The sequence below is a fragment of the Propioniciclava coleopterorum genome (genome assembly GCF_011393335.1).
GTDB classification, from domain to species: domain Bacteria; phylum Actinomycetota; class Actinomycetes; order Propionibacteriales; family Propionibacteriaceae; genus Propioniciclava; species Propioniciclava coleopterorum.
On record NZ_CP049865.1, the window covers coordinates 101,076 to 119,716 of the forward strand.

The 18,641-nt window shown below is 72.5% G+C and carries 21 protein-coding genes and 1 pseudogene; 6 read left to right on the forward strand and 16 right to left on the reverse strand.

Annotated elements, in window-relative coordinates; genetic code table 11:
* Positions 1-79 precede the first annotated feature (79 nt).
* From ybeY to G7070_RS00495, 3 genes are all read right to left on the reverse strand, one after another.
* Positions 80-532: an rRNA maturation RNase YbeY gene (ybeY, locus tag G7070_RS00485; protein WP_166230930.1), complete on the reverse strand. Its 453-nt coding sequence runs from the start codon at positions 530-532 to the stop codon at positions 80-82.
* Positions 529-1,512 (reverse strand): PhoH family protein, encoded by a 984-nt coding sequence (locus G7070_RS00490; RefSeq protein ID WP_206080045.1) that lies wholly within the window; start codon positions 1,510-1,512, stop codon positions 529-531. Before G7070_RS00490 ends, ybeY begins: the two co-directional genes overlap by 4 nt.
* A gap of 145 nt (positions 1,513-1,657) precedes the next feature.
* Positions 1,658-2,095, reverse strand: a complete 438-nt coding sequence (locus tag G7070_RS00495) for a DUF5709 domain-containing protein (protein WP_166230936.1) — start codon at positions 2,093-2,095, stop codon at positions 1,658-1,660.
* A 53-nt stretch (positions 2,096-2,148) separates the two neighbouring features.
* Here G7070_RS00495 and G7070_RS00500 point away from each other — a divergent pair, with 53 nt between their 5' ends.
* The gene (locus tag G7070_RS00500; protein ID WP_166230939.1) at positions 2,149-2,874 is read left to right on the forward strand and encodes a queuosine precursor transporter; all 726 of its coding nucleotides are present in this window, start codon (positions 2,149-2,151) and stop codon (positions 2,872-2,874) included.
* Here G7070_RS00500 and G7070_RS00505 read toward each other — a convergent pair.
* The 5 genes and pseudogenes from G7070_RS00505 to hrcA form a co-directional block, all read right to left on the reverse strand.
* Entirely contained in the window at positions 2,863-3,585 is a 723-nt protein-coding gene (locus tag G7070_RS00505; protein ID WP_166230942.1) for a PP2C family protein-serine/threonine phosphatase, read from the reverse strand. The two genes, G7070_RS00500 and G7070_RS00505, sit on opposite strands and share 12 nt — an antisense overlap.
* Positions 3,582-4,822 (reverse strand): annotated as a pseudogene (tgt, locus tag G7070_RS00510) (tRNA guanosine(34) transglycosylase Tgt). The gene G7070_RS00505 and the pseudogene tgt overlap by 4 nt, the downstream one beginning before the upstream one ends.
* Positions 4,819-5,565 (reverse strand): 16S rRNA (uracil(1498)-N(3))-methyltransferase, encoded by a 747-nt coding sequence (locus G7070_RS00515; RefSeq protein ID WP_166230945.1) that lies wholly within the window; start codon positions 5,563-5,565, stop codon positions 4,819-4,821. Before G7070_RS00515 ends, tgt begins: the two are co-directional and overlap by 4 nt.
* Positions 5,566-5,599: 34 nt before the next feature.
* Complete coding sequence (gene dnaJ, locus G7070_RS00520; RefSeq protein ID WP_166230948.1) at positions 5,600-6,766, reverse strand: molecular chaperone DnaJ; 1,167 nt, start codon at positions 6,764-6,766, stop codon at positions 5,600-5,602.
* A gap of 39 nt (positions 6,767-6,805) precedes the next feature.
* Positions 6,806-7,819 carry a heat-inducible transcriptional repressor HrcA gene (gene hrcA, locus G7070_RS00525; protein ID WP_166230951.1) on the reverse strand — a complete coding sequence of 338 codons (1,014 nt, stop codon included), beginning with the start codon at positions 7,817-7,819 and terminating at the stop codon, positions 6,806-6,808.
* Between the two features lie 197 nt (positions 7,820-8,016).
* Here hrcA and G7070_RS00530 point away from each other — a divergent pair, with 197 nt between their 5' ends.
* Entirely contained in the window at positions 8,017-8,865 is an 849-nt protein-coding gene (locus G7070_RS00530; protein ID WP_166230954.1) for an MBL fold metallo-hydrolase, read from the forward strand.
* Between the two features lie 48 nt (positions 8,866-8,913).
* Here G7070_RS00530 and G7070_RS00535 read toward each other — a convergent pair whose 3' ends face one another.
* The 8 genes from G7070_RS00535 to G7070_RS00565 form a co-directional block, all read right to left on the reverse strand.
* Positions 8,914-9,675 (reverse strand): inositol monophosphatase family protein, encoded by a 762-nt coding sequence (locus G7070_RS00535; RefSeq protein ID WP_166230957.1) that lies wholly within the window; start codon positions 9,673-9,675, stop codon positions 8,914-8,916.
* A 28-nt stretch (positions 9,676-9,703) separates the two neighbouring features.
* Positions 9,704-10,564 carry a DUF3097 domain-containing protein gene (locus G7070_RS00540; RefSeq protein WP_166230960.1) on the reverse strand — a complete coding sequence of 287 codons (861 nt, stop codon included), beginning with the start codon at positions 10,562-10,564 and terminating at the stop codon, positions 9,704-9,706.
* 11 nt (positions 10,565-10,575) lie between these two features.
* Complete coding sequence (locus G7070_RS00545; protein WP_166230963.1) at positions 10,576-11,802, reverse strand: MFS transporter; 1,227 nt, start codon at positions 11,800-11,802, stop codon at positions 10,576-10,578.
* Positions 11,803-11,883: 81 nt separating this feature from the next.
* Complete coding sequence (locus G7070_RS00550; protein ID WP_166230966.1) at positions 11,884-12,339, reverse strand: AAA family ATPase; 456 nt, start codon at positions 12,337-12,339, stop codon at positions 11,884-11,886.
* Positions 12,339-12,842, reverse strand: a complete 504-nt coding sequence (locus G7070_RS19490) for a hypothetical protein (protein ID WP_348981476.1) — start codon at positions 12,840-12,842, stop codon at positions 12,339-12,341. Before G7070_RS19490 ends, G7070_RS00550 begins: the two co-directional genes overlap by 1 nt.
* A gap of 128 nt (positions 12,843-12,970) precedes the next feature.
* Positions 12,971-13,552, reverse strand: coding sequence for a radical SAM protein (locus G7070_RS19495; RefSeq protein WP_348981477.1), 582 nt, complete (start codon positions 13,550-13,552; stop codon positions 12,971-12,973).
* 94 nt (positions 13,553-13,646) lie between these two features.
* Positions 13,647-14,486 carry an S-methyl-5'-thioadenosine phosphorylase gene (locus tag G7070_RS00560; RefSeq protein ID WP_166230969.1) on the reverse strand — a complete coding sequence of 280 codons (840 nt, stop codon included), beginning with the start codon at positions 14,484-14,486 and terminating at the stop codon, positions 13,647-13,649.
* Positions 14,486-14,788 carry a YciI family protein gene (locus G7070_RS00565; protein ID WP_166230972.1) on the reverse strand — a complete coding sequence of 101 codons (303 nt, stop codon included), beginning with the start codon at positions 14,786-14,788 and terminating at the stop codon, positions 14,486-14,488. Before G7070_RS00565 ends, G7070_RS00560 begins: the two co-directional genes overlap by 1 nt.
* Positions 14,789-14,844: 56 nt before the next feature.
* Between G7070_RS00565 and G7070_RS00570 the strand changes: the two genes are divergently transcribed.
* The 4 genes from G7070_RS00570 (at position 14,845) to G7070_RS00585 (ending at position 18,631) form a co-directional block, all read left to right on the forward strand.
* Positions 14,845-15,516, forward strand: coding sequence for a rhomboid family intramembrane serine protease (locus G7070_RS00570; protein WP_166230975.1), 672 nt, complete (start codon positions 14,845-14,847; stop codon positions 15,514-15,516).
* A gap of 42 nt (positions 15,517-15,558) precedes the next feature.
* Entirely contained in the window at positions 15,559-16,221 is a 663-nt protein-coding gene (locus G7070_RS00575; protein ID WP_166230978.1) for a DUF1961 family protein, read from the forward strand.
* A 126-nt stretch (positions 16,222-16,347) separates the two neighbouring features.
* Complete coding sequence (locus G7070_RS00580; RefSeq protein WP_166230981.1) at positions 16,348-17,037, forward strand: DUF624 domain-containing protein; 690 nt, start codon at positions 16,348-16,350, stop codon at positions 17,035-17,037.
* Between the two features lie 61 nt (positions 17,038-17,098).
* A complete protein-coding gene (locus tag G7070_RS00585) occupies positions 17,099-18,631 on the forward strand; it encodes an extracellular solute-binding protein (RefSeq protein ID WP_166230984.1) in 1,533 nt (510 codons plus the stop codon).
* Positions 18,632-18,641: the final 10 nt, after the last annotated feature.

Genomic DNA, 18,641 nt, shown 5'->3' on the forward strand with positions numbered 1-18,641 from the left:
TCGTCCCAAACGCGGGCGGCTCGTCCCAAGCGCGGGCGGCTCGTCGCAAGCGCGGGCGGCTCACGCGCGAGGCGGCGACTCAGGAGCGGGAGGCGTCCCAGTCGGCGATGATCCGGTCGTTGAGGCCGAACATCACCTTCTTCTCCTCGGGCTCGGCGTGGTCGTGGCCCAGCAGGTGCAGCAACCCGTGGATCAGCAGATAGTCGGCCTCGCCCTCGGGCGTGCGGCCGTTCTCGGCGGCCTGCGCCGCGGTCACGGTCGGGCACAGGACGATGTCGCCGAGCATCCCCAGGGGCGGGTCCTCGTCGTCGCGCGGGGCACGGAGCTCGTCCATCGGGAAGCTGAGGACGTCGGTGGGGCCGGGCAGGTCCATGAACCGGACGTGGTAGTCGGCCATCGTCGGCTCGTCGACCAGCAGGATCGACAGCTCGGCCTGCGGGTGGATCCGCAGGGCGTCCAGCGCGAACGTCGCCAACTGCACCAGGCGGAGCTCGTCGACCTCGACGCCGGACTCGTTGTTGATGTCGATCATCGACGATCCCCCTTGTCTGGCTCGACGCGGCGTCCGGCTCGGGCGGCGGGACGCCGCCGGTCGACCGGGTGCTGCACGGCGTCGTAGCGGTCGTAGGCGGCCACGATCCGGCCGACGAGCCGGTGCCGCACGACGTCGGCGTTGGTGAGCTGGCAGAACGCGATGTCCTGGACGCCGTCGAGGATCGACTGCACCTCGCGCAGGCCCGACTTCGTGCCGCCGGGCAGGTCCACCTGCGTGACGTCGCCGGTGACGACCATCTTGGAGTTGAAGCCCAGGCGCGTCAGGAACATCTTCATCTGCTCCATCGAGGTGTTCTGCGCCTCGTCGAGGATGATGAACGCGTCGTTGAGCGTCCGGCCGCGCATGTAGGCCAGCGGCGCCACCTCGATCGTGCCCGCGGTGAGCAGCTTGGGCACCGAGTCGGCGTCGACCATGTCGTGCAGCGCGTCGTACAGCGGGCGCAGGTAGGGGTCGATCTTGTCGTTGAGCGTGCCGGGCAGGAAGCCGAGCCGCTCGCCGGCCTCGATGGCGGGCCGGGTCAGGATGATCCGGTTGACCTCCTTGGCCTGCAGCGCCTGGACGGCCTTCGCCATCGCCAGGTAGGTCTTGCCCGTGCCGGCGGGGCCGATGCCGAAGACGACGGTGTGCTCGTCGATGGCGTCCACGTAACGCTTCTGGTTCAGGGTCTTGGGGCGGATCGTCTTGCCGCGGCTTGACAGGATGTTCTGCGTCAGGACGTCGGCGGCGTGCACGTCGGGGTCGGTCGCCATGCCGACGACGCGCTCGACGGCGTCCGCGGTCAGGCCCTGGCCGGTGCGGACGATCGTGATGAGTTCGGTGAGGACCTCGGCCGCGGTCACGACGGCCTGCGGCGCGCCCGTGAAGGTGATCTCGTTGCCGCGGACGTGGACGTCGGCGTCCAGGTGGGTCTCGAGGGTCCGCAGGAACTCGTCGCGCGGCCCCACGATGGACACCATCGGGATGGACGCGGGCACGGTCACCTGACGGACGGCCTCACGGCTGGGAACGGTCTGGGACGACAGGGTCTTTCCTCCAACACTGGTGGGACGCCGGACCCTCACGGCCCGGCACGACGTCCCAGTCTACGCCGCCCGCGCGGCGCTACACGATGTCGTCGTCGTCCTCGGGTTCGATGACGTGCATCGCGGCCTCCTCGGCGCTGGCCGCTCCCCCGTCGATCCCGACGGCGAACGCCACCGATTCGCCGGTGGTGTCCACGCCCTGCTCGCCGTGGTTGGCGTCCACGAGCCGGCCGGCTCGCCTGCTGCCGACCTCGCGGGACTCGCCGTCCGGGTTCCAGGGGGTCTCGTCGGGTCCGGTCGACTCGGGCTCCTCCTGGGCGACGCGCATCTCGAGCGTCTCGCCCTGGCGCTCCTCCTCGGGTGTGTTGCCGTACCCCATGGCCGGCGACCACTTGTCGGGCGCGATGTAGCCCTCGTCCAACACGTCGTCGACGCCACGATCGATGAGCGTGTCGTCGGACTGGAGTTGGTCCACGTTCTCCGATCCATCTTCGATGGTGATCTCTTCGTCGCTCATGCCCTGATCTTGCCACCAACGCCCCCGGTTCGTCCCGGGTAGCATGGCGCGCCGTGACCAACCCGACGACCCCCGCCCCGGACGCCCGCCCGCGCGGCCTGACCGACGTGGTCGTCGCCTGCTTCGTGGGCTGTCTCCTCATCGCGAACGTGGCCGCCACGAAGCTGATCGAGCTGGGCCCGGAGTTCAGCGTGGGCGGGGTGCAGGTGCTGCCGCTCATCACCGACGGGGGCGCCCTGCTGTTCCCGCTCACCTACATCCTGGGCGACGTGCTCGCCGAGGTGTACGGGCTGAGGCGCGCCCGGCGGACCATCGTGCTCGGCTTCGCGCTGTCGCTGCTCATGAGCGCCACGTTCCTGGTCGTCGGGGCCGCGCCGCCGGGCTCGGACTGGCCGCTGCAGGACGCCTGGGTGTCGGTGCTGGGCTTCGTGCCGCGGATCGTGCTGGCGAGCCTGCTGGCCTACCTCGTGGGGCAGTTGCTGAACGCGTGGGTGCTGGTGGTCATCAAGCGGCGCACCGGCGAGCGGCGGCTGTGGATGCGGCTGCTGGCGTCCACGGTGGTCGGCGAGTTCGTCGACACCGTCATCTTCTGCACCATCGCGTTCGGGCCGCTCGGCGCCTGGCTCGGCGGCGGGTCGATCCCCCTGCCCGCGCTGCTGAACTACATCGTGGTCGGGTTCGTCTACAAGGTCGCGGTCGAGGCGCTCCTGCTGCCCCTGACCTACCGCGTGATCGCCGGGGTCAAGCGCGTCGAGGCGCGGGCGGCGTCAGCCGGCTGAGCCGGCGTCCACGACGACGACGCTCACGTTGTCCCGCCCGCCGGCGGCCAGCGCGGCCTCGACGAGCGCGTCGGCGGCGCGCTGGGGGTCCGGCTCGGCGAGCAGGATCGCGCGGATGTCGCCGTCGCCCACCTCCGAGTTCAGCCCGTCGGAGCACACCACGAACCGCTCGGACGCCGCGGGCGGCAGCAGCCACAGGTCCGGCTGCAGCGGGTCGCGCTGCCCCAGGCTGCGGGTGACGATGTTGCGGGCGTGATGCGTCCGGGCCTCCTCGGGGGAGATGACGCCCTCGAGCACGAGTTCCTCGGTCTCGGAGTGGTCGATGGTCGCCCGGCCGAGGGTGTCCCCGACGAGGCGGTACACCCGGCTGTCGCCGACGTTGAGGATGGCCCAGCGCGGCGCCCCGGCGAGGGTGACCCGCGCCACCCCGGTGACGGTGGCGCCCAGCCCGCGGGCGCGGGGGTGCTCGGCGCCGTAAGACTTGATGGCCTCGTTGGCGGCGTGCACGGCGGCCACCAGGTCGGCGGCGCGCAGGTCGCGCCGGCGGGCCAGGGGCGCGAAGGTCTCCACGACGATCCGGCTCGCCACCTCGCCGGCCGCGTGGCCGCCCATGCCGTCGGAGACCAGCCACAGCCCGTCGACGGCCAGGTGGGCGTCCTCGTTGCCCTGGCGCACCCGGCCGACGTCGGTGCGCGCCCCCCAGGTGATCACGGGCGCCCCGCGTAGAACCGGCCCAGGAACTCGGCCTTGAAGGCGTCGAAGTCCCCCGCCGCGATGCTGGCGCGGATGTCGTCGACGAGCCGCACGGTGAAGCGCTCGTTGTGGATGGTCGCGAGCGTGGCCGACAGCATCTCCTTCGCCTTGAACAGGTGGTGGAGGTACGCCTTGGTGTAGTGGGCGCACGTGTAGCAGTCGCAGCCGTTCTCGATGGGGCCGAAGTCGCGCCGGCTCGACGTGCGGAGCAGGTTGTAGCGCCCGTCGGCGGTGTAGACCGCCGAGTTGCGCGCGACGCGGGACGGGTTCACGCAGTCGAAGGTGTCGGCGCCGTTCTCGACGGCGGCGAAGAAGTCGTCGGGCTCGGAGATGCCCAGCAGGTGCCGCGGCTTGTCGAAGGGCAGTTCGTCGGCGCACCAGCCCACGATCGTGCCCAGGTTCTCCTTCTCCAGGGCCCCGCCCAGGCCGAAGCCGTCGAAGGTCGTCCCCTCGACGTCGAGATCGGCCAGCCCGCGGGCCGCGCGTCGCCGCAGGTCCTCGTACTGGGCGCCCTGGACGACGCCGAACAGCGCCTGGTACGGCTTGTCGGCGCGCGCGGTCGTCAGGCGGGCGTGCTCGGCGAGACAGCGGGCCGCCCAGCGGTGCGTCCGCTCGACCGACTGCTCCTGGTAGCCGCGCGTGTTCATGAGCGTGGTGAGCTCGTCGAAGGCGAACATCACGTCGGCGCCGAGCTCGTGCTGGACGCGCATGCTGACCTCGGGGGTGAACCGGTGCCGGTCGCCGTTGAGGTGGCTCTTGAAGGTGACGCCGTCCTCGTCGACGACGGCCAGGCGCTCCTTGCCGTCGGCGATCACGTCGTCGTCGGTGACGCCCGCGGCGTCCATGGCCAGCACCTTCTTGAAGCCGACGCCCAGGCTCATCACCTGGAAGCCCCCGAGTCGGTGAAGGTGGGCCCCGGCCAGTTCATGAACCGGCCCAGCCCGCCTGCGGCGTCCACGATGTCGGAGCCGGGCTGCAGGTACAGGTGGTACGCGTTGGCCAGCACGGCCTGCGCCCCCACCCCGGCGACGGACTCGGGCAGCACCGCCTTCACGGTGGCCTTCGTGCCGACGACCACGAACGCGGGCGTCGCGATGTCGCCGTGCGGGGTGTGGATCGTCCCGGAGCGGCCCCGGCCGTTGGGGAGCGTCGCCTCCGGCGTGAAGCCGAAGGCGCCGCGATGAGCGGGCGTCATTTGGCCTTGCTCACCCGCCGCTGCAGGGCCTGCAACTGGGCCAGCGCGACCACCCCGGCCGTGGAGGTGCGCAGGACGCCGTCGCTCACCAGCACCGGGTGCGCCCCGGCCGCCTCGAACGCCGCGACCTCCTCGTCGGTGAGGCCGCCCTCGGGGCCGACGATCACCAGGACGTCGCCCTCCTCGGGCAGCGGCAGCTTGCGCGGGGTGTTGGTGGCGCCCTCGTGCAGGACGAGCGCGATCGTGGCGCTCGGGATGAGTTCGACGAGCTCGCGGGTGGTCATCGCGGCGGTCACGATCGGGACGCGCAGGCGGCGGCTCTGCTTGGTCGCCTCGCGCGCCGTGGAGCGCCAGCGTCCGAGCTGGCGTTCCTCGCGATCGTGGGTCCACCGCACCACCGAGCGGCTCGACTGCCAGGGGATGATCCGGTCGACCCCGACCTCGGTGAGCATCTCGACGGCCGCCTCGGAGCGGTCGCCCTTCGCCAGCGCCTGGACGACGTGGTAGCGCACCGACGGGTGTTCGGCGCGCAGCACCTCGGCCACCTCGACGGTGACGGAGGCCTTGTCGGCCGCCACGACGGGCCCGCGGACGCCGGTGCCGGCGCCGTCGCTCACCATGATGGTCTCGCCCACCCGGATGCGCCGGACGGCCGCCGCGTGACGGCCCTCGTCACCGGTCAGGTGGATCTCGTCGCCGATCGAGGGGTCGTGCAGGTCGGCCAGGAACAACGCTTCGGTCATGACTCCCTCATCCAGGCGGTCGGTGGAACACAAACTAGTCGGCGAAGGCGTCCTTCAGGCGTCCGAAGAACCCTTTGCCGCCGGCGCGGGCCACCGACGCCTCGGGACGGGTCTCGTCGCGCTCCTCCGCGAGCTTGCGGAGCAGGTCGCGCTGAGCGTCGTCGAGGCCGGTCGGCGTCTGCACCAACAGGGTAACGCCGAGATCGCCCCGGCCCGCGCCACGCAGGCGGGGCACGCCGCGTCCGGTGACGACCAGCCGGGCGCCCGACTGGGTGCCGGCGGGCACCTCGACCTTGACGCGGGCCTCCTCGGGCGACGTGCCGTCGACGTCGGCCTCCAGGGTGTCGATCCACACCTCGGTGCCGAGCGCGGCCGCGGTCATGGGGAGCTTGGCGACCATCTCGAGGTTGTCACCGTCCCGCTTGAACACGTCGTGCGGGCTGACCGACAGTTCGACGTACAGGTCACCCGCCGGCCCGCCGCCGGGGCCGACCTCGCCCTGGGAGTCGAGGTGGACGCGGTTGCCGGTGCTCACACCGGCCGGGATCTTGACGTTGATGGTGCGGCTGGAGCGGACGCGCCCCTCGCCGGAGCACTCGCCGCACGGGTGCTGGATGACGGTGCCGTAGCCGCGGCACGTCGGGCAGGGCTGCACCGTGCGGATGTCGCCCAGGAACGACCGCTGCACCGTCTGGACATCGCCCGAGCCGTGGCAGGTCGTGCAGGTGACCGGCTCGGTGCCGTCGGCGGCGCCCTTGCCCGCGCACGTCGGGCACACGACCGCGGTGTCGACGCGGATCGGCTTGGTCACGCCGAAGGCGGCCTCGGCCAGCGTCAGGTTCAGCCGCACCAAGGCGTCCTGGCCCTTGCGGACGCGGCTGCGCGGCCCGCGGGACGTCTGCGCGCCGAACATGGCGTCGAACAGGCCGCCGACGTCGAAGCCCGCCGCGCCACCGGGGAAGCCGTAGCCGCCCATGCCGCCCGCGCCGCCCATCGGGTTGCCGCCCAGGTCGTACATCTGGCGCTTCTTGGCGTCGCTGAGCACCGAGTAGGCCTCGCCGATCTCCTTGAACTTCTCCGCCGAGGTGGCGTCGTCGGCGACGTCGGGGTGGTACTTCATCGCCAGCTTGCGGTAGGCGCGCTTGATCTCGTCGCCGCTCGCGTCCCGGGACACGCCCAGAACCTCGTAGTAGTCGCTCAACGTCTTCCTTCGTTCCAGTCTCAGAGGTGGTGGGGGCGCTCAGCCCTCGGCCAGGAAGCGGCCCACGTAGCGTGCGACGGCGCGCACGGACGCGATGGCCGCCGGATAGTCCATGCGGGTCGGACCCATGATGCCCAACGAGCCCCAGAACTTCTCGTCGTCCCCGTACCCGGACGCGACGATGGAGGCGGCCTGCAGGGGCTCGTAGGGGTTCTCGCGTCCGATGCGGACGCGGACGTCGTTGCCGGCGGACTCGCCCAGCAGGTGGAGCAGGACGACCTGCTCCTCGAGCGCCTCCAGCATCGGCTTGACGGTGGTTTCGTACTGGTCGCCGAACCGGGTCAGGTTCGGGACGCCGGCGACGGCGACCTTGGCGTCCGCCTCCTCGCCGACGATGTCCGCGACCGCGTCCAGGACGACGGCGCCCAGCGGCGCGTGCTCGGGGGCCAGCCCCAGGTCGAGGACGCGCAGCCGCTCGGCGGCCTCGCGGTGCGTGGTTCCCAGCAGCGCCTCGGCGAGCCGGCCGCGCAGCGCGGAGAGGTGTTCGTCGCCGCCGTCGAGCAGCGGCACGATGCGCTGCCCGATGGCGCCGCTGGAGGACACCACCATGACGAGGCCGCGGTCCGGGCCCAGCCGGAGCACCTCGACGTGGCGCACGGTGGCGGTCGAGATGAGCGGGTACTGCACGATCGCGACCTGCCGGGTGATCTGCGCGAGCAGTTGCACCGCCCGCCGCACGACCTCCTCGACGTCGAACGCCCCGGCCATGAAACTCGTGATCGCCCGGCGCTCGGCGGCGCTCAGCGGCTTGATCGTGGAGAGCCGATCGACGAACAGCCGATAGCCCTTGTCGGTGGGGATGCGCCCGGCCGAGGTGTGGGGCTGGGTGATGTAGCCCTCCTCCTCCAGCGCGGCCATGTCGTTGCGCACGGTCGCGGGCGAGACCCGGAGGTTGTGGCGCTTGACGAGGGCCTGTGAGCCGACGGGTTCGCGGCTCGAGACGTAGTCGGTGACGATCGCCTTGAGGATCGTCAGCTTCCGGTCGTCCAACATCGCGCGCACCTCCTCCGCCTGCTCTGGCACTCCCCCGTATCGAGTGCCAATATACGTCCTCGCGCCAACCGATTCATCCCCCACCGCGGCTCCCCGGCGTGTCCCGACGCCGCACGCCCCGTCGGGCCGGCGGCATGGACGCCCCCGCGGCGGCGACCGGGCACCGCCCACTCCCCGGGGACGGGTAATCTCGGCGCGTGACCTTCGCGCTGACCCCGTTCTCCCCCGTCGCCGACCGCGTGTACACCGCGGTCGCCGAGCCCGCCACCGTCACGGTCGGCCTCGTCGTCGGCGACGAGGCCGCGCTGCTGATCGACGCGGGCAGTTCCCCCGCGCAGGGGGCCGAGATCCTGGCCGCGGCCCGGCGGGTCGCGGGCGACGTCCCGGTGACGCACGCCGTCATCACGCACGCCCACTTCGACCACCTCTTCGGCCTCGCGGGCCTGGCGGGGGTCGAGACGATCGGGCATCGCGGTCTGGCCGCCACGCTGGCGGCGAAGCGTCCGCCGGCCGAACAGCTGGCCGAACTCGGCGTCGCCGACGCCGACGTCGTCGCGCCCACCCGCAGCTTCAGCCTCGCCACCACCCTCGATCTGGGCGGCTGTTACGTCGAGATCGTGCACTTCGGTCGCGGCCACACCGACCACGACGTGGTCGTGCTCGTCCCGGGACGCGGCGTCGTCTTCGTCGGCGACCTGCTCGAGAGCGAGGGCGGCCCGTGGGCCGGCGAGGACGCCTGGCCGGCGGAGTGGCCCAAGACTCTGGACGGCATGCTGGGCACGCTCGGTTCGGGCTCGGTCGTCGTGCCGGGTCACGGCGCGCCGATGAGCCGCGAGGACGCCTTCCAGCAGCGCGCCGAGCTGGCCTGGTACGGCGGCAAGGCCGAGGAACTCTACGACGCGAACAAGCCGGTGGTCGGCGCCTGGACCGACGGCGGCGAGTGGCCGTGGCCGCAGGGCCAGAGCGAGGCCTTCCTGACCACGGCGATGCGGCGGCTCGCCGAAGCGGGACGCCCCAAGCGCCGCACCCTGCCTCTGCTCACCTGACGCGCACCGGTCGCGGGGCCGGGTGATGCGCGGTGAGCCTCGCGAACGTCAGCCCAGGGCGACGGCGCGGACGGCGCGCTCGGCGTCCTCCGAGGCCGCGACCACCAGCACGCGTCCGGTCGAGCCGGGGCGGTAGGGCTCGCCGTCGACGCGGGCGACCCCGCCGAGTTCGGTGACCAGCAGGGCGCCCGGCAGGTGGTCCCAGGGGTTGATCGAGCGGTAGGCCAGCGCGTCGATGTCGCCGCGGGCCAGCGCCGGATAGTCGACGGCGCACGCGCCGCGGGTGGAGCGGAGCCGCAGCCGGTCGTCGTCCTCGCGGCGGAGCCGGGGCCACACGGCGGCCGTCCACGGGGTCGCCCGCGGGGCGAGCGCGGGCAGGGGCTCGCCGTTGACCCGGGCTCCCTCGCCCTTCTCGACCACGAAGAGCGCGTCGTGGCGCGGCTGCCAGATCCAGGCGCGCGTCGTCTCGCCGCGGCGGACCTCGGCGACCATGACGCCGAAGTCCTCCTTGCCGGCGGCGAAGTTGCGGGTGCCGTCGACGGGGTCGATCACCCAGGCGTGCTCGGCATCCCCGAGCCGGCCCAGCGCGCTCGCGTCGGCGAAGGTGGCCTCCTCCCCCACGATCAGGGCGCCGGGCGTCGCCGCGAGGAACGCGGCCGTGAGTTCCGCCTCGGCCTCCCGGTCGGCCACGGTCACCAGGTCGCCGGGCTTCTTCTGGATCACCTCGTCGGGGTCCAGCGCGCGGAACCGGGGCGTGATCACCCGGGCGGTGACGTCGAGGATGAGGTCGCTGACCTGGTCGGTGCGCATCAGGGGTGTCCCGTCGTCGGAGTGGCCATCAGGAGTCCCGATCGATGTGGTCGTCGGTGACGAAGTCGATCAGCCGCTCGACCTCGGTCAGCAGGTTCGGGTCGAGGTCCTGCCAGCCGCGGACCGTCCCCAGGATCTTCTTCCAGGCCATCGCGATGTCGGCCTGGGTGGCGTGCGGCCAGCCCAGCGCCGCGCAGATGCCGGACTTCCAGTCGGTGCCCTTGGGGATGCGCGGCCACGCCTTCAGCCCGAGGCGCTCGGGCTTGACGGCCTCCCAGATGTCGATGAACTCGTGCCCGGTCACGAGCACGAAGTCGCCGCTGACCCGCTCGACGATGCGGGACTCCTTGGTGCCGGGCACCAGGTGGTCCACCAGGACGCCGAGGCGCCGCCCGCGGGTGGGCGCGAAGTCGGCGACGATCGCGGGCAGGTCGTCGATGCCGCCCAGGTACTCCACGACCACGCCGACGTGGCGCAGGTCGGCGCCCCACACCTTCTCGACGAGTTCGGCGTCGTGGCGGCCCTCGACGTAGATCCGGCTGGGCAGGGCGACCTTGGCCTTCTCGGCGGGCCCGACCCGCGACCCGGACGCGGTGTGGCTGCGGTTGTACGCCTGGGCTTTGTCCCGCGCTGTGGCGCCCTTGCGGGGCGCGCGCAGGTCGATCGGCTTGCCGTCGAGCCAGAAGTTGGGTCCGAACGGGAAGCTGCGGCGCTTGCCGCGGCGGTCCTCCAGGACGACGACGCCGTTCTCCCAGCCGACCACGGCCCCGACGAATCCCGACGTGGGCTCCTCCAGCACCAGGTCGCGGGACACGTCGGTCGGCGTGGCGGCGGGCCGGTTCGCGCGCTGCCAGCCCTGGGCGAGGACGTCGGAGGAGTAGCGGTTCACGGTGCCCAAGCCTACGGCGACGCCGCGACGCCCTCCGCCAGGCCGGCCGGCGGGCGGACATCCGGGCGCCGCGACGCCAGGCGCCACACGAGGAGGATCATCACCGCCGGGAAGACGGCCCCCGCGAGCAGCCCCGTCGGCAGCGAGCCCGAGGCGTCCGCGATCGCCCCGACGGCCGCCGGTCCGATGGCGCAGCCGGCGTCCCCGCCGACCGCGAGCAGCGCGAACAGGGCCGTGCCGCCGCGCGGGAAGGTGGCCGACCCGAGCGTGAACGTGCCGGGCCACAGGATGCCGACGCTGAACCCGCACAGCGCCACCCCGACCAGCCCCAGCCACGCGAACGGGCTCAGGGCGGCGAGCAGGTAGGCCGCCAGGCACAGCACCAGGCAGGCGCGCATGATCCGCCCGACGTTGGCGACCGTGGCGCGGTGCCCGAACACCACCCGGGCGATCCCCATCGCGACGGCGAAGCTGAGCGGCCCGAGCAGGTCGCCGGTCACCTTGTCCAGGCCCAGCCCGGCCTGCGCGTAGGCCGACGCCCACTGGCTCATCGCCTGCTCCGAGGCGCCCGCGGCGACCATGATGGCGACGAAGACCCAGAACGCGCGGACCTTGAACAACTGCGCGTACGTCATGCCCCGGCCGTCCTCGACGAGCGCGTAGAACGGGACGAAGCAGATCAGGACCGCGTTGGCCAGCGGCACCGCGGCCCACGCGAAGCAGAACAGCGGCCAGGCGTCCGGCCCGGCCAGCGCGAAGGCGGCCGTCGTCAGCAGGACGACCGCGACGTGGCCCCAGCAGTAGAACGAGTGCGCCAGGCTCATGTGGAACGCCTTGTTCTCGGTCGGGCAGGCCTCCACCACCGGGCTGACCAGCACCTCCAGCAGCCCGCCGCCGACGGCGCAGATCACCGTCGCCGCCAGGATGCCGACCAGCGGGTCGGGCAGCGCGAACGGCAGCGTGCCCATCGCCACCAGGCCGACCGCCGCCGTCACGTGCGCCACGCACATGGACACCCGGTAGCCCACCGCGTCGATGATCCGCGGCGCGACGAGGTCCACGAGCAGCTGCAGGCCGAAGTTGAGGCTGACCACCAGCCCGATCGCGGCGAAGGAGATGCCGAACCGGTCGTGCCACAGCACGAAGAACAGCGGCCCGAGGTTGTTGATGATCGCCTGGGTCACGTACCCGACGTAGGCGGACGCGATGGTGTGGCGGTGATCGAGGCGGGAGTGCACCGTCGCCACGCTAGCGCCGCGGCGCCCCGGCGTGTCGTGTCGTCCCGCCGGTTGCCATCGTCGCGGCCGAAGGCGGTGCCGTCACCCGGTCCGGTCGGGGCGCAGCAGCGCCCAGACCTCGGCCACGATCTCGCCGCGCGGGCGGGTGGCGTCGAGCAGCACCGTGGCCGCGGCCCGCAGCAGCGGCTCGACGGTCTCGACGTGCTCGGCGATCTCGGCGCGCTGGGCCGGGGTGCCGCCGTAGGGGTTGGTCGTCCGGGCGGCGACGCGCGCCAGCAGCACCGGCAGCGGCGCGTGCAGGTGGACGATGTGGTCGAAGCGGTCGGCGAAGCGGCCCTGGTTCTGCGCCTGGCCCGCCACGACGACCTCGTCGCTGTCGGCGAGCAGCCGCGTCATCCGTGGTTCGTCCCACACCCCCGGCGCGACCTCCCAGCCGTCCACGTCGGTCTCCACCGTCGCGACGCCCCGGGCGGACAGCGCGGCCAGCAGCGTGGACTTCCCGGTTCCCGACATGCCGCTGACCTGGATGCGGACCATCAGTCCAGCAGTTCCCGCACGGCGGCGTCCGCGAGGAGCCGGCCCGCGTCGGTGACCCGCACCGACCCGCGCTCGCGGACCAGCCAGCCGCGGCGCTCCAACCCCGGGACGCGCCGGCGTTCGGCCGGGGTGAGCACCTCCTCGGGCAGTCCCCTGCGCAGCCGCAGTTCCAGCAGGACGCGCTCGATCCGGCGGTCCTCGGCCCCCAACCGCTCCCGGCCCGCGGCCGGCGAGTGCCCGGCCGCCAACGCGGAGCCGTAGCTGCGCGGGTGCTTGGCGTTCCAGAACCGGACGCCGCCGACGTGGCTGTGCGCGCCCGGCCCGAACCCCCACCAGTCGTCGCCGACCCAGTAGGCCACGTTGTGCCGGCACTCGTGCCCCCGACGGCTCCAGTTGGAGACCTCGTACCAGTCCAGCCCCTGGCCGCGCAGCAGGCCGTCGGCCAGCGCGTACTTGTCGGCCAGGTCGTCCTCGTCGGGCAGCGGCAGTTCGCCGCGCTTCACCCGGGCGGCGAACCGGGTGCCGTCCTCGACGATGAGCGAGTAGGCGCTGACGTGGTCCGGGGACGCCGACAGTGCCGCCTCGATCGACGTGCGCCAGTCCTCGACCGACTCCCCGGGGGTGCCGTAGATCAGGTCCAGGCTGACCGAGGAGAAACCGGCCGCGCGAGCCCACGCGACGGCGTCCAGGGCGCGACCGGGGTGTGGGTGCGCTCGAGCGTGGCCAGGACGTGCGGCACGGCGCTCTGCATCCCGAACGAGATCCGGGTGAAGCCGGCCTCGACGAGGCGCTCGAGGTAGGCCGGCGTCACCGAGTCGGGGTTGGCCTCGGTGGTCACCTCGGCGTCCGGGGCGAGCCCGAACCTGCCCTTGAGCGCGGTCAGCAGCCCGGCGAGTTCGGTGGCGGGCAGCAGCGTCGGCGTCCCGCCGCCGAAGAAGACGGTGCTGAACGGCCGCGGCTCGCCCAGGACGCCCGCGGCGAGGTCGATCTCGGCGCGCACCGCGTCCAGGTAGCCGCGCTGGGACGCCCCGGGCGCGGCCCCCAGCTCCGCGGCGGTGTAGGTGTTGAAGTCGCAGTAGCCGCAGCGGGTGGCGCAGAACGGCACGTGCACGTACGCCGAGAGCCGGCGGCGTTCCTGGCCGGCCAGCGCCTCGGCCGGCAGCGCCCCGTCGGTGGGGGCCGGCTCGCCCTCGGGCAGCGCGGAGGGGCTCATCGGCTCCCCCGACCCTCGGCACGCACCCCGCCGGACGGGCGAAGCGGGCCCGTCGGGATCCGATCGGACGCCTCGGGCGCGGCCCGGTGCGCGGTCACGTCAGCTCCCGGACGCCGTCGCCGACCGCGGGCGGCGGGAACGGCAGCGGGAGGCCGTCCAAGGCGTGATGGCACGCGCACTCGCCGGACGGCGCCCCGCTCACGGTGCGCGCCAGCAGGCCCTTGAGCCGCTCGATGTTGCCGGCGAAGACGGCCTTGACGTCGGCGGCGGTCACGCCCGCCTCGCCCTCCAGGCCGGCGTCGTTGTCGGTGACGCAGGCGACCGTCGCGAAGCACATCGCCAACTCGCGGGCCACGGACGCCTCGGGCATCCCGGTCATGCCGACGACCGACCAGCCGTTGGCGGCGTGCCACTGCGACTCGGCGCGGCTGGAGAACCGCGGCCCGTTGATCACCACCAGGGTGCCGCCGTCGGTCAGCGGCGTCGCCTCGTCGGCGGCGGCCAGGAACGCTGCGCGGGTGCGGGCGCAGTACGGGTCGGCGAAGGGCACGTGCACCACCCCGCCCTCGGTCTCCCAGACGGTGTGGCCCGGGCGGTGGGTGCGATCGACGACCTGGTCCGGGACCACGAACGTGCCGGGCGGCAGTGTCGGCTGCAGCGACCCGACGGCGCACGGCGCGAGCACCGTGGCGACCCCGAGCGCCTTGAGCGCCCACAGGTTGGCCCGGTAGTTGACCAGGTGCGGCGCGTGCTGGTGCCGCTCGCCGTGGCGCGGCAGGAACGCGACGCGGCGCCCGGCGACCTCGCCGAGCGTCACGGGCGCCGACGGCGGCCCGAACGGGGTGTCGACCTCGACGCGGACGGGGTCGGCGAAGAACGAGTAGAAGCCGGAGCCTCCGATGATCCCGATCTCGGCGCGCAGGTCGGCGCGCATCAGCCCAGCGCGGCGAACAGCTCGCCCAGGACGGGGTTCCAGCCGCGGACGTCCACGTGCGCCACGATGCCGTTGACCTGGAACGGGTCCTCGGCCAGGCGCGCACGGGCGTCCTCCTCCGACGTGGCGCGGACGACGATCAGGGCGGCGTCCGGGCTGCCCTCGCGCCCGGCGAGCGGGCCGGACAACACCACGGTGCCCGCGTCGGCGAGCTCGCCGAGGTGGGCGCGGTGCGAGGCGCGCACCTCGTCGCGGCGCGCGGTGTCGTCGATGTAGGTGTACTGGACGGCGAACAGGCTCATGGATCTCATCCTAGGAGCTGATGTGTGCCTCGCCGGCGCCGGGCACACTGGGTGGCATGAGCATCCCGACCGGACCCTGGCAGTCCCCTGCGCCGGCCCCGAGCTCGTGGCAGCAGGGACAGTTCTCCGCGCCCGCCCCGGTGGTGATCGACCGGCGCCCCGGCGCGGTGGCCTCGTTCTTCTTCATCGGCTCGTGGCTCGCGCTGCTGTGGCTGCTGGAGGGCGTGGACGCCGTCACCGGCGGCGCGCTCGACACCTTCGGGGTGAGCCCGCGCGACGTCACCGAACTGCCGCAGATCCTGTCGGCCCCGTTCCTGCACTTCGGGTTCAACCACCTCATCGCGAACTCCGTGCCGTTCCTGGTGCTGGGCGTGCTCGTCCGCATGACCGGACGCCGCGACTTCTGGGTCGCGACCCTGTGCTCGATCGTGGTGTCGGGCCTGGTGGCCTGGCTGGTGTCGGCGCCCTACACCGTCACGGCGGGCGCGTCCGGGCTGATCTTCGGCTGGCTCGGGTTCCTGCTGGTGCGGGGGTTGTTCGCCCGCAACTGGGTGCAGATCCTGGTCTCCGCCGCCGTGTTCGGCTTCTTCGGAGGCATGCTCTGGGGCGTGTTCCCGACCATGCCCGGCGTCTCGTGGCAGGCGCACCTGGGCGGCGTGCTCGGCGGCGTCCTGGCCGCCTGGTGGCTCACCCGCCGCGGTCGCGGCGCCGCGACCGTCCTGCGGTAGCCCGCGGGGCGGCGCCGGGAACCTGCGCCACAATGGGGCGCCATGGGTTCCCTGATCTACAGCAATCCCCTGGCCACCCCCGACGACGTCGCAGGCTTCCGCATGGAGGGTCCCGGCGTGGTGGGCTTCCCGCGCGGCCGTCTCCGTCTGGAGAGCCTGGCGCATCCGGACGAGGGCCAGGCGGCCAACCTGGTGTTCTGGTGCGACGAGTCCTTCGGCGACGGCATCGAGATCAGCTGGGACTTCCACCCCCTCACCGAGCCGGGGCTGGCGATCCTGTTCTTCCACGCCGTGGGATCGGAGGGCCGCGACCTGTTCGACCCCTCGCTGAAGGCCCGCACCGGCCCCTACGACCAGTACCACAGCTCCGACATCGCGGCCTATCACGTGTCCTACTTCCGGCGGATGTGGCCGACCGAGCGCCGCTTCCACACCTGCAACCTGCGCAAGTCGCCCGGCTTCCACCTCGTCGCCCAGGGCGCGGACCCGCTGCCCGGCGCCCTGGACGCCGACCCGCCCTACCGCGTCCGGGTCACCGTCGCCGACGGTGACGTGAGCTTCGCCATCGACGGCCTGACCCTGTTCCGCTGGCGCGACGAGGACGCCCCGGGCGGGCCGCGCCTGGCAGGCGGCCGCGTGGGCTTCCGCCAGATGGCGCCGCTGATCGCGGAGTACGCCAACCTCGAGGTTCACCGCCTGGGCTAGGCCTTTCGCGGGCACCGTCCGCGCGCGGGACCGGATCGGTTCGGATTAGTTTCGCCAGAACCCTTGCCAATTGGAACGTTTCATAGTTACTGTCGCCTGGTCACCCCACACGAGAGGCGGCGCGCGATGACGCGAACCACCACCCCGATCTCGCGATCAGGAACCTGGGCCGAGCGGGCCTACGAGGCCGGCAACGCCGTCCTGCTGGCGCTGCAGTTGCAGGGCCTGATGGTGCTCGGCACGCTCGCCGGCGGCGTCCTGTTCGGGCTCGCGCCCTCCCTGACGGCGGCCGCCGCCCTCGCCCGCGCCGACCGGCGCGGCGACCTCGTCCGGCCGTGGCGGGATTTCTGGCCCACCTGGCGCGCCGACCTGGTGCCCGCCACGCGCGCGGCCGCGCCGCTGGCCGGGCTCGCCCTCATCGCGGCGGCCAACCTGACCTTCGCCGCGCCGCTGGGCCTGGGGTGGGCGATCGCGTCGATCGCCGCCGCGCTCGCGATCGCGACGGCCGTCGCCTGGTTCCCGGCGCTGTACGCGCACTACGCGATGCCCTGGCCGCGCTACACGCTGCTGGCACTCGCCCTGGTGGCGCGCAAGCCGCTCGCCTCGATCATCCTGCTGTTCCTCTCCGCCGGCCTCGCCTTCCTGGCCACCTGGTCGCCCGCCATCGCGGTGTTCGTGGCCGCCGGCGCGTGGGTGCTGGTCGGCTCGCGCGTCGCGCTGAGCGCGTTCGACGAGAACGAGGAGCGGCTCGCCGACGGCCCCGAGGTGCCCGACCTCGTCGCGACGCTGCCCTCGCGCCCCCTGGATCTCTCCTAGCACGACCCCCTCGTCCCCCCACCAGTACGACACCTCGTCCCCCCACCGAAAGGACAACGACGTGCCTACCCCCAAGAAGCTGCTCGCCGTGGCTCTGAGCGCCGCCCTCGGCGTCTCCCTGGCCGCCTGCGGCGGCGCCCCGCAACAGGCCGACACCGAGGACCTGGCCACCATCACGGTCATGGGGCCGGTCCTGGATCAGCAGGCCCCCGCCGGCGACGGCATCCTCCACAAGAAGATCGAGGAGTTCACCGGCAAGAAGCTCGCCATCACCTGGGTGCCGAACTCCGCCTACGGCGACCGCACCAACGTGACGCTGGCCGCCGACAACATCCCCGAGGTGATGGTCATCCAGGACAAGGCCCCCGGCTTCGTCCGCTCGGCGCAGGCCGGCGCGTTCTGGGACCTGACCGAGAAGCTGAACTCCGGCAAGTGGCCCCACCTCAAGGCCGAGAACGAGGCGATGCAGCTCAACGCGTCCATCAACGGCAAGAACTACGGCGTGCCGCGCCTGCGCGACCCCATGCGCACCGCGGTGATCATCCGCAAGGACTGGCTGGACAAGCTCGGGCTGCAGATGCCCGAGACGACCGAGGACCTGTACGAGATCGCCAAGGCGTTCACCACCCAGGATCCCGACGGCAACGGCAAGGCCGACACCTACGGGCTCATCCTGCCCAAGTGGGGCGGCTACCAGAACGCGGGCCCCTACGACGTCATGGAGACCTGGTACGGCGCCCCGAACGGCTGGGGCGAGAAGGACGGCAAGCTCGTCCCCACGGTCGACACCCCCGAGGCGCTCGAGGCCGCCAAGTTCTTCAAGAAGCTCGTCGATGAGAAGCTGGTGAACCCCGACTACGCCTCCATGGACGCCACCAAGTGGAACGACCCGTTCGTGCAGGGCAAGGGCGGCATCATCATCGACGTCTCGTCCCGCGCCGCCGCGATCATGGGCCTGTTCAAGCAGCAGGACGCCCAGAACTTCGCCTCCTACGTCGACATGACCGGCAACCTCAAGGGCCCCGACGGCGAGAAGCGCTCCTACCCGACGCTCGGCTACGCGGGCTTCCTCGCGATCTCGCGCCAGTCGGTCCCCACCGAGGCCGAACTGGACGACATCCTCACCACGCTGGACAAGCTCGCCTCCAAGGAGGGTCAGATCCTGGAGAACAACGGCATCCAGGACGTCAGCTTCAAGGTCGACGGCGACTGGTCGGTGACCATCAAGGGCGGGGACGCCGACGTCATCAACGCCGACACCAAGTCGTTCGCGCAGCTGGGCACCAACACCGCCGGCTACGAGGCCTACACCGTGAAGCCGTCCACCGCGGACGAGGAGGCCTTCTACCTCAAGCGCCTCGCCATCCATGAGGAGGATATGAAGACGGCCGTGCACAACCCGGCCAACGCGCTGGTGTCGGAGACCTTCGTGTCCAAGGGCGCCCAGCTCAACCAGATCCTGGTCGACGCGCGGCTGAAGTTCATCGCCGGCCAGTTCACCGAGGACCAGTACAACGCCGAGGTGAAGCGCTGGCACGCCGAGGGCGGCGACCAGGTCATCAAGGAGATGAACGAGCTGTACGCCAAGCGTTGACGCGCCCGTG

What these genes read in the sequence shown, in the direction of transcription:
- G7070_RS00575 (WP_166230978.1), top strand. Translation starts at nt 15,559, where the DNA reads ATGGGTTCCCTGATCTACAGCAATCCCCTGGCCACCCCCGACGACGTC.
- G7070_RS00560 (WP_166230969.1), bottom strand. Translation starts at nt 14,486, where the DNA reads ATGCGCGCCGACCTGCGCGCCGAGATCGGGATCATCGGAGGCTCCGGC.
- ybeY (WP_166230930.1), bottom strand. Translation starts at nt 532, where the DNA reads ATGATCGACATCAACAACGAGTCCGGCGTCGAGGTCGACGAGCTCCGC.
- G7070_RS00580 (WP_166230981.1), top strand. Translation starts at nt 16,348, where the DNA reads ATGACGCGAACCACCACCCCGATCTCGCGATCAGGAACCTGGGCCGAG.
- G7070_RS00495 (WP_166230936.1), bottom strand. Translation starts at nt 2,095, where the DNA reads ATGAGCGACGAAGAGATCACCATCGAAGATGGATCGGAGAACGTGGAC.
- G7070_RS00535 (WP_166230957.1), bottom strand. Translation starts at nt 9,675, where the DNA reads ATGCGCACCGACCAGGTCAGCGACCTCATCCTCGACGTCACCGCCCGG.
- G7070_RS00570 (WP_166230975.1), top strand. Translation starts at nt 14,845, where the DNA reads ATGAGCATCCCGACCGGACCCTGGCAGTCCCCTGCGCCGGCCCCGAGC.
- G7070_RS00490 (WP_206080045.1), bottom strand. Translation starts at nt 1,512, where the DNA reads ATGGTGTCCATCGTGGGGCCGCGCGACGAGTTCCTGCGGACCCTCGAG.
- hrcA (WP_166230951.1), bottom strand. Translation starts at nt 7,819, where the DNA reads ATGTTGGACGACCGGAAGCTGACGATCCTCAAGGCGATCGTCACCGAC.
- G7070_RS00515 (WP_166230945.1), bottom strand. Translation starts at nt 5,565, where the DNA reads ATGACCGAAGCGTTGTTCCTGGCCGACCTGCACGACCCCTCGATCGGC.
- G7070_RS00550 (WP_166230966.1), bottom strand. Translation starts at nt 12,339, where the DNA reads ATGGTCCGCATCCAGGTCAGCGGCATGTCGGGAACCGGGAAGTCCACG.
- G7070_RS00565 (WP_166230972.1), bottom strand. Translation starts at nt 14,788, where the DNA reads ATGAGCCTGTTCGCCGTCCAGTACACCTACATCGACGACACCGCGCGC.
- G7070_RS19495 (WP_348981477.1), bottom strand. Translation starts at nt 13,552, where the DNA reads ATGAGCCCCTCCGCGCTGCCCGAGGGCGAGCCGGCCCCCACCGACGGG.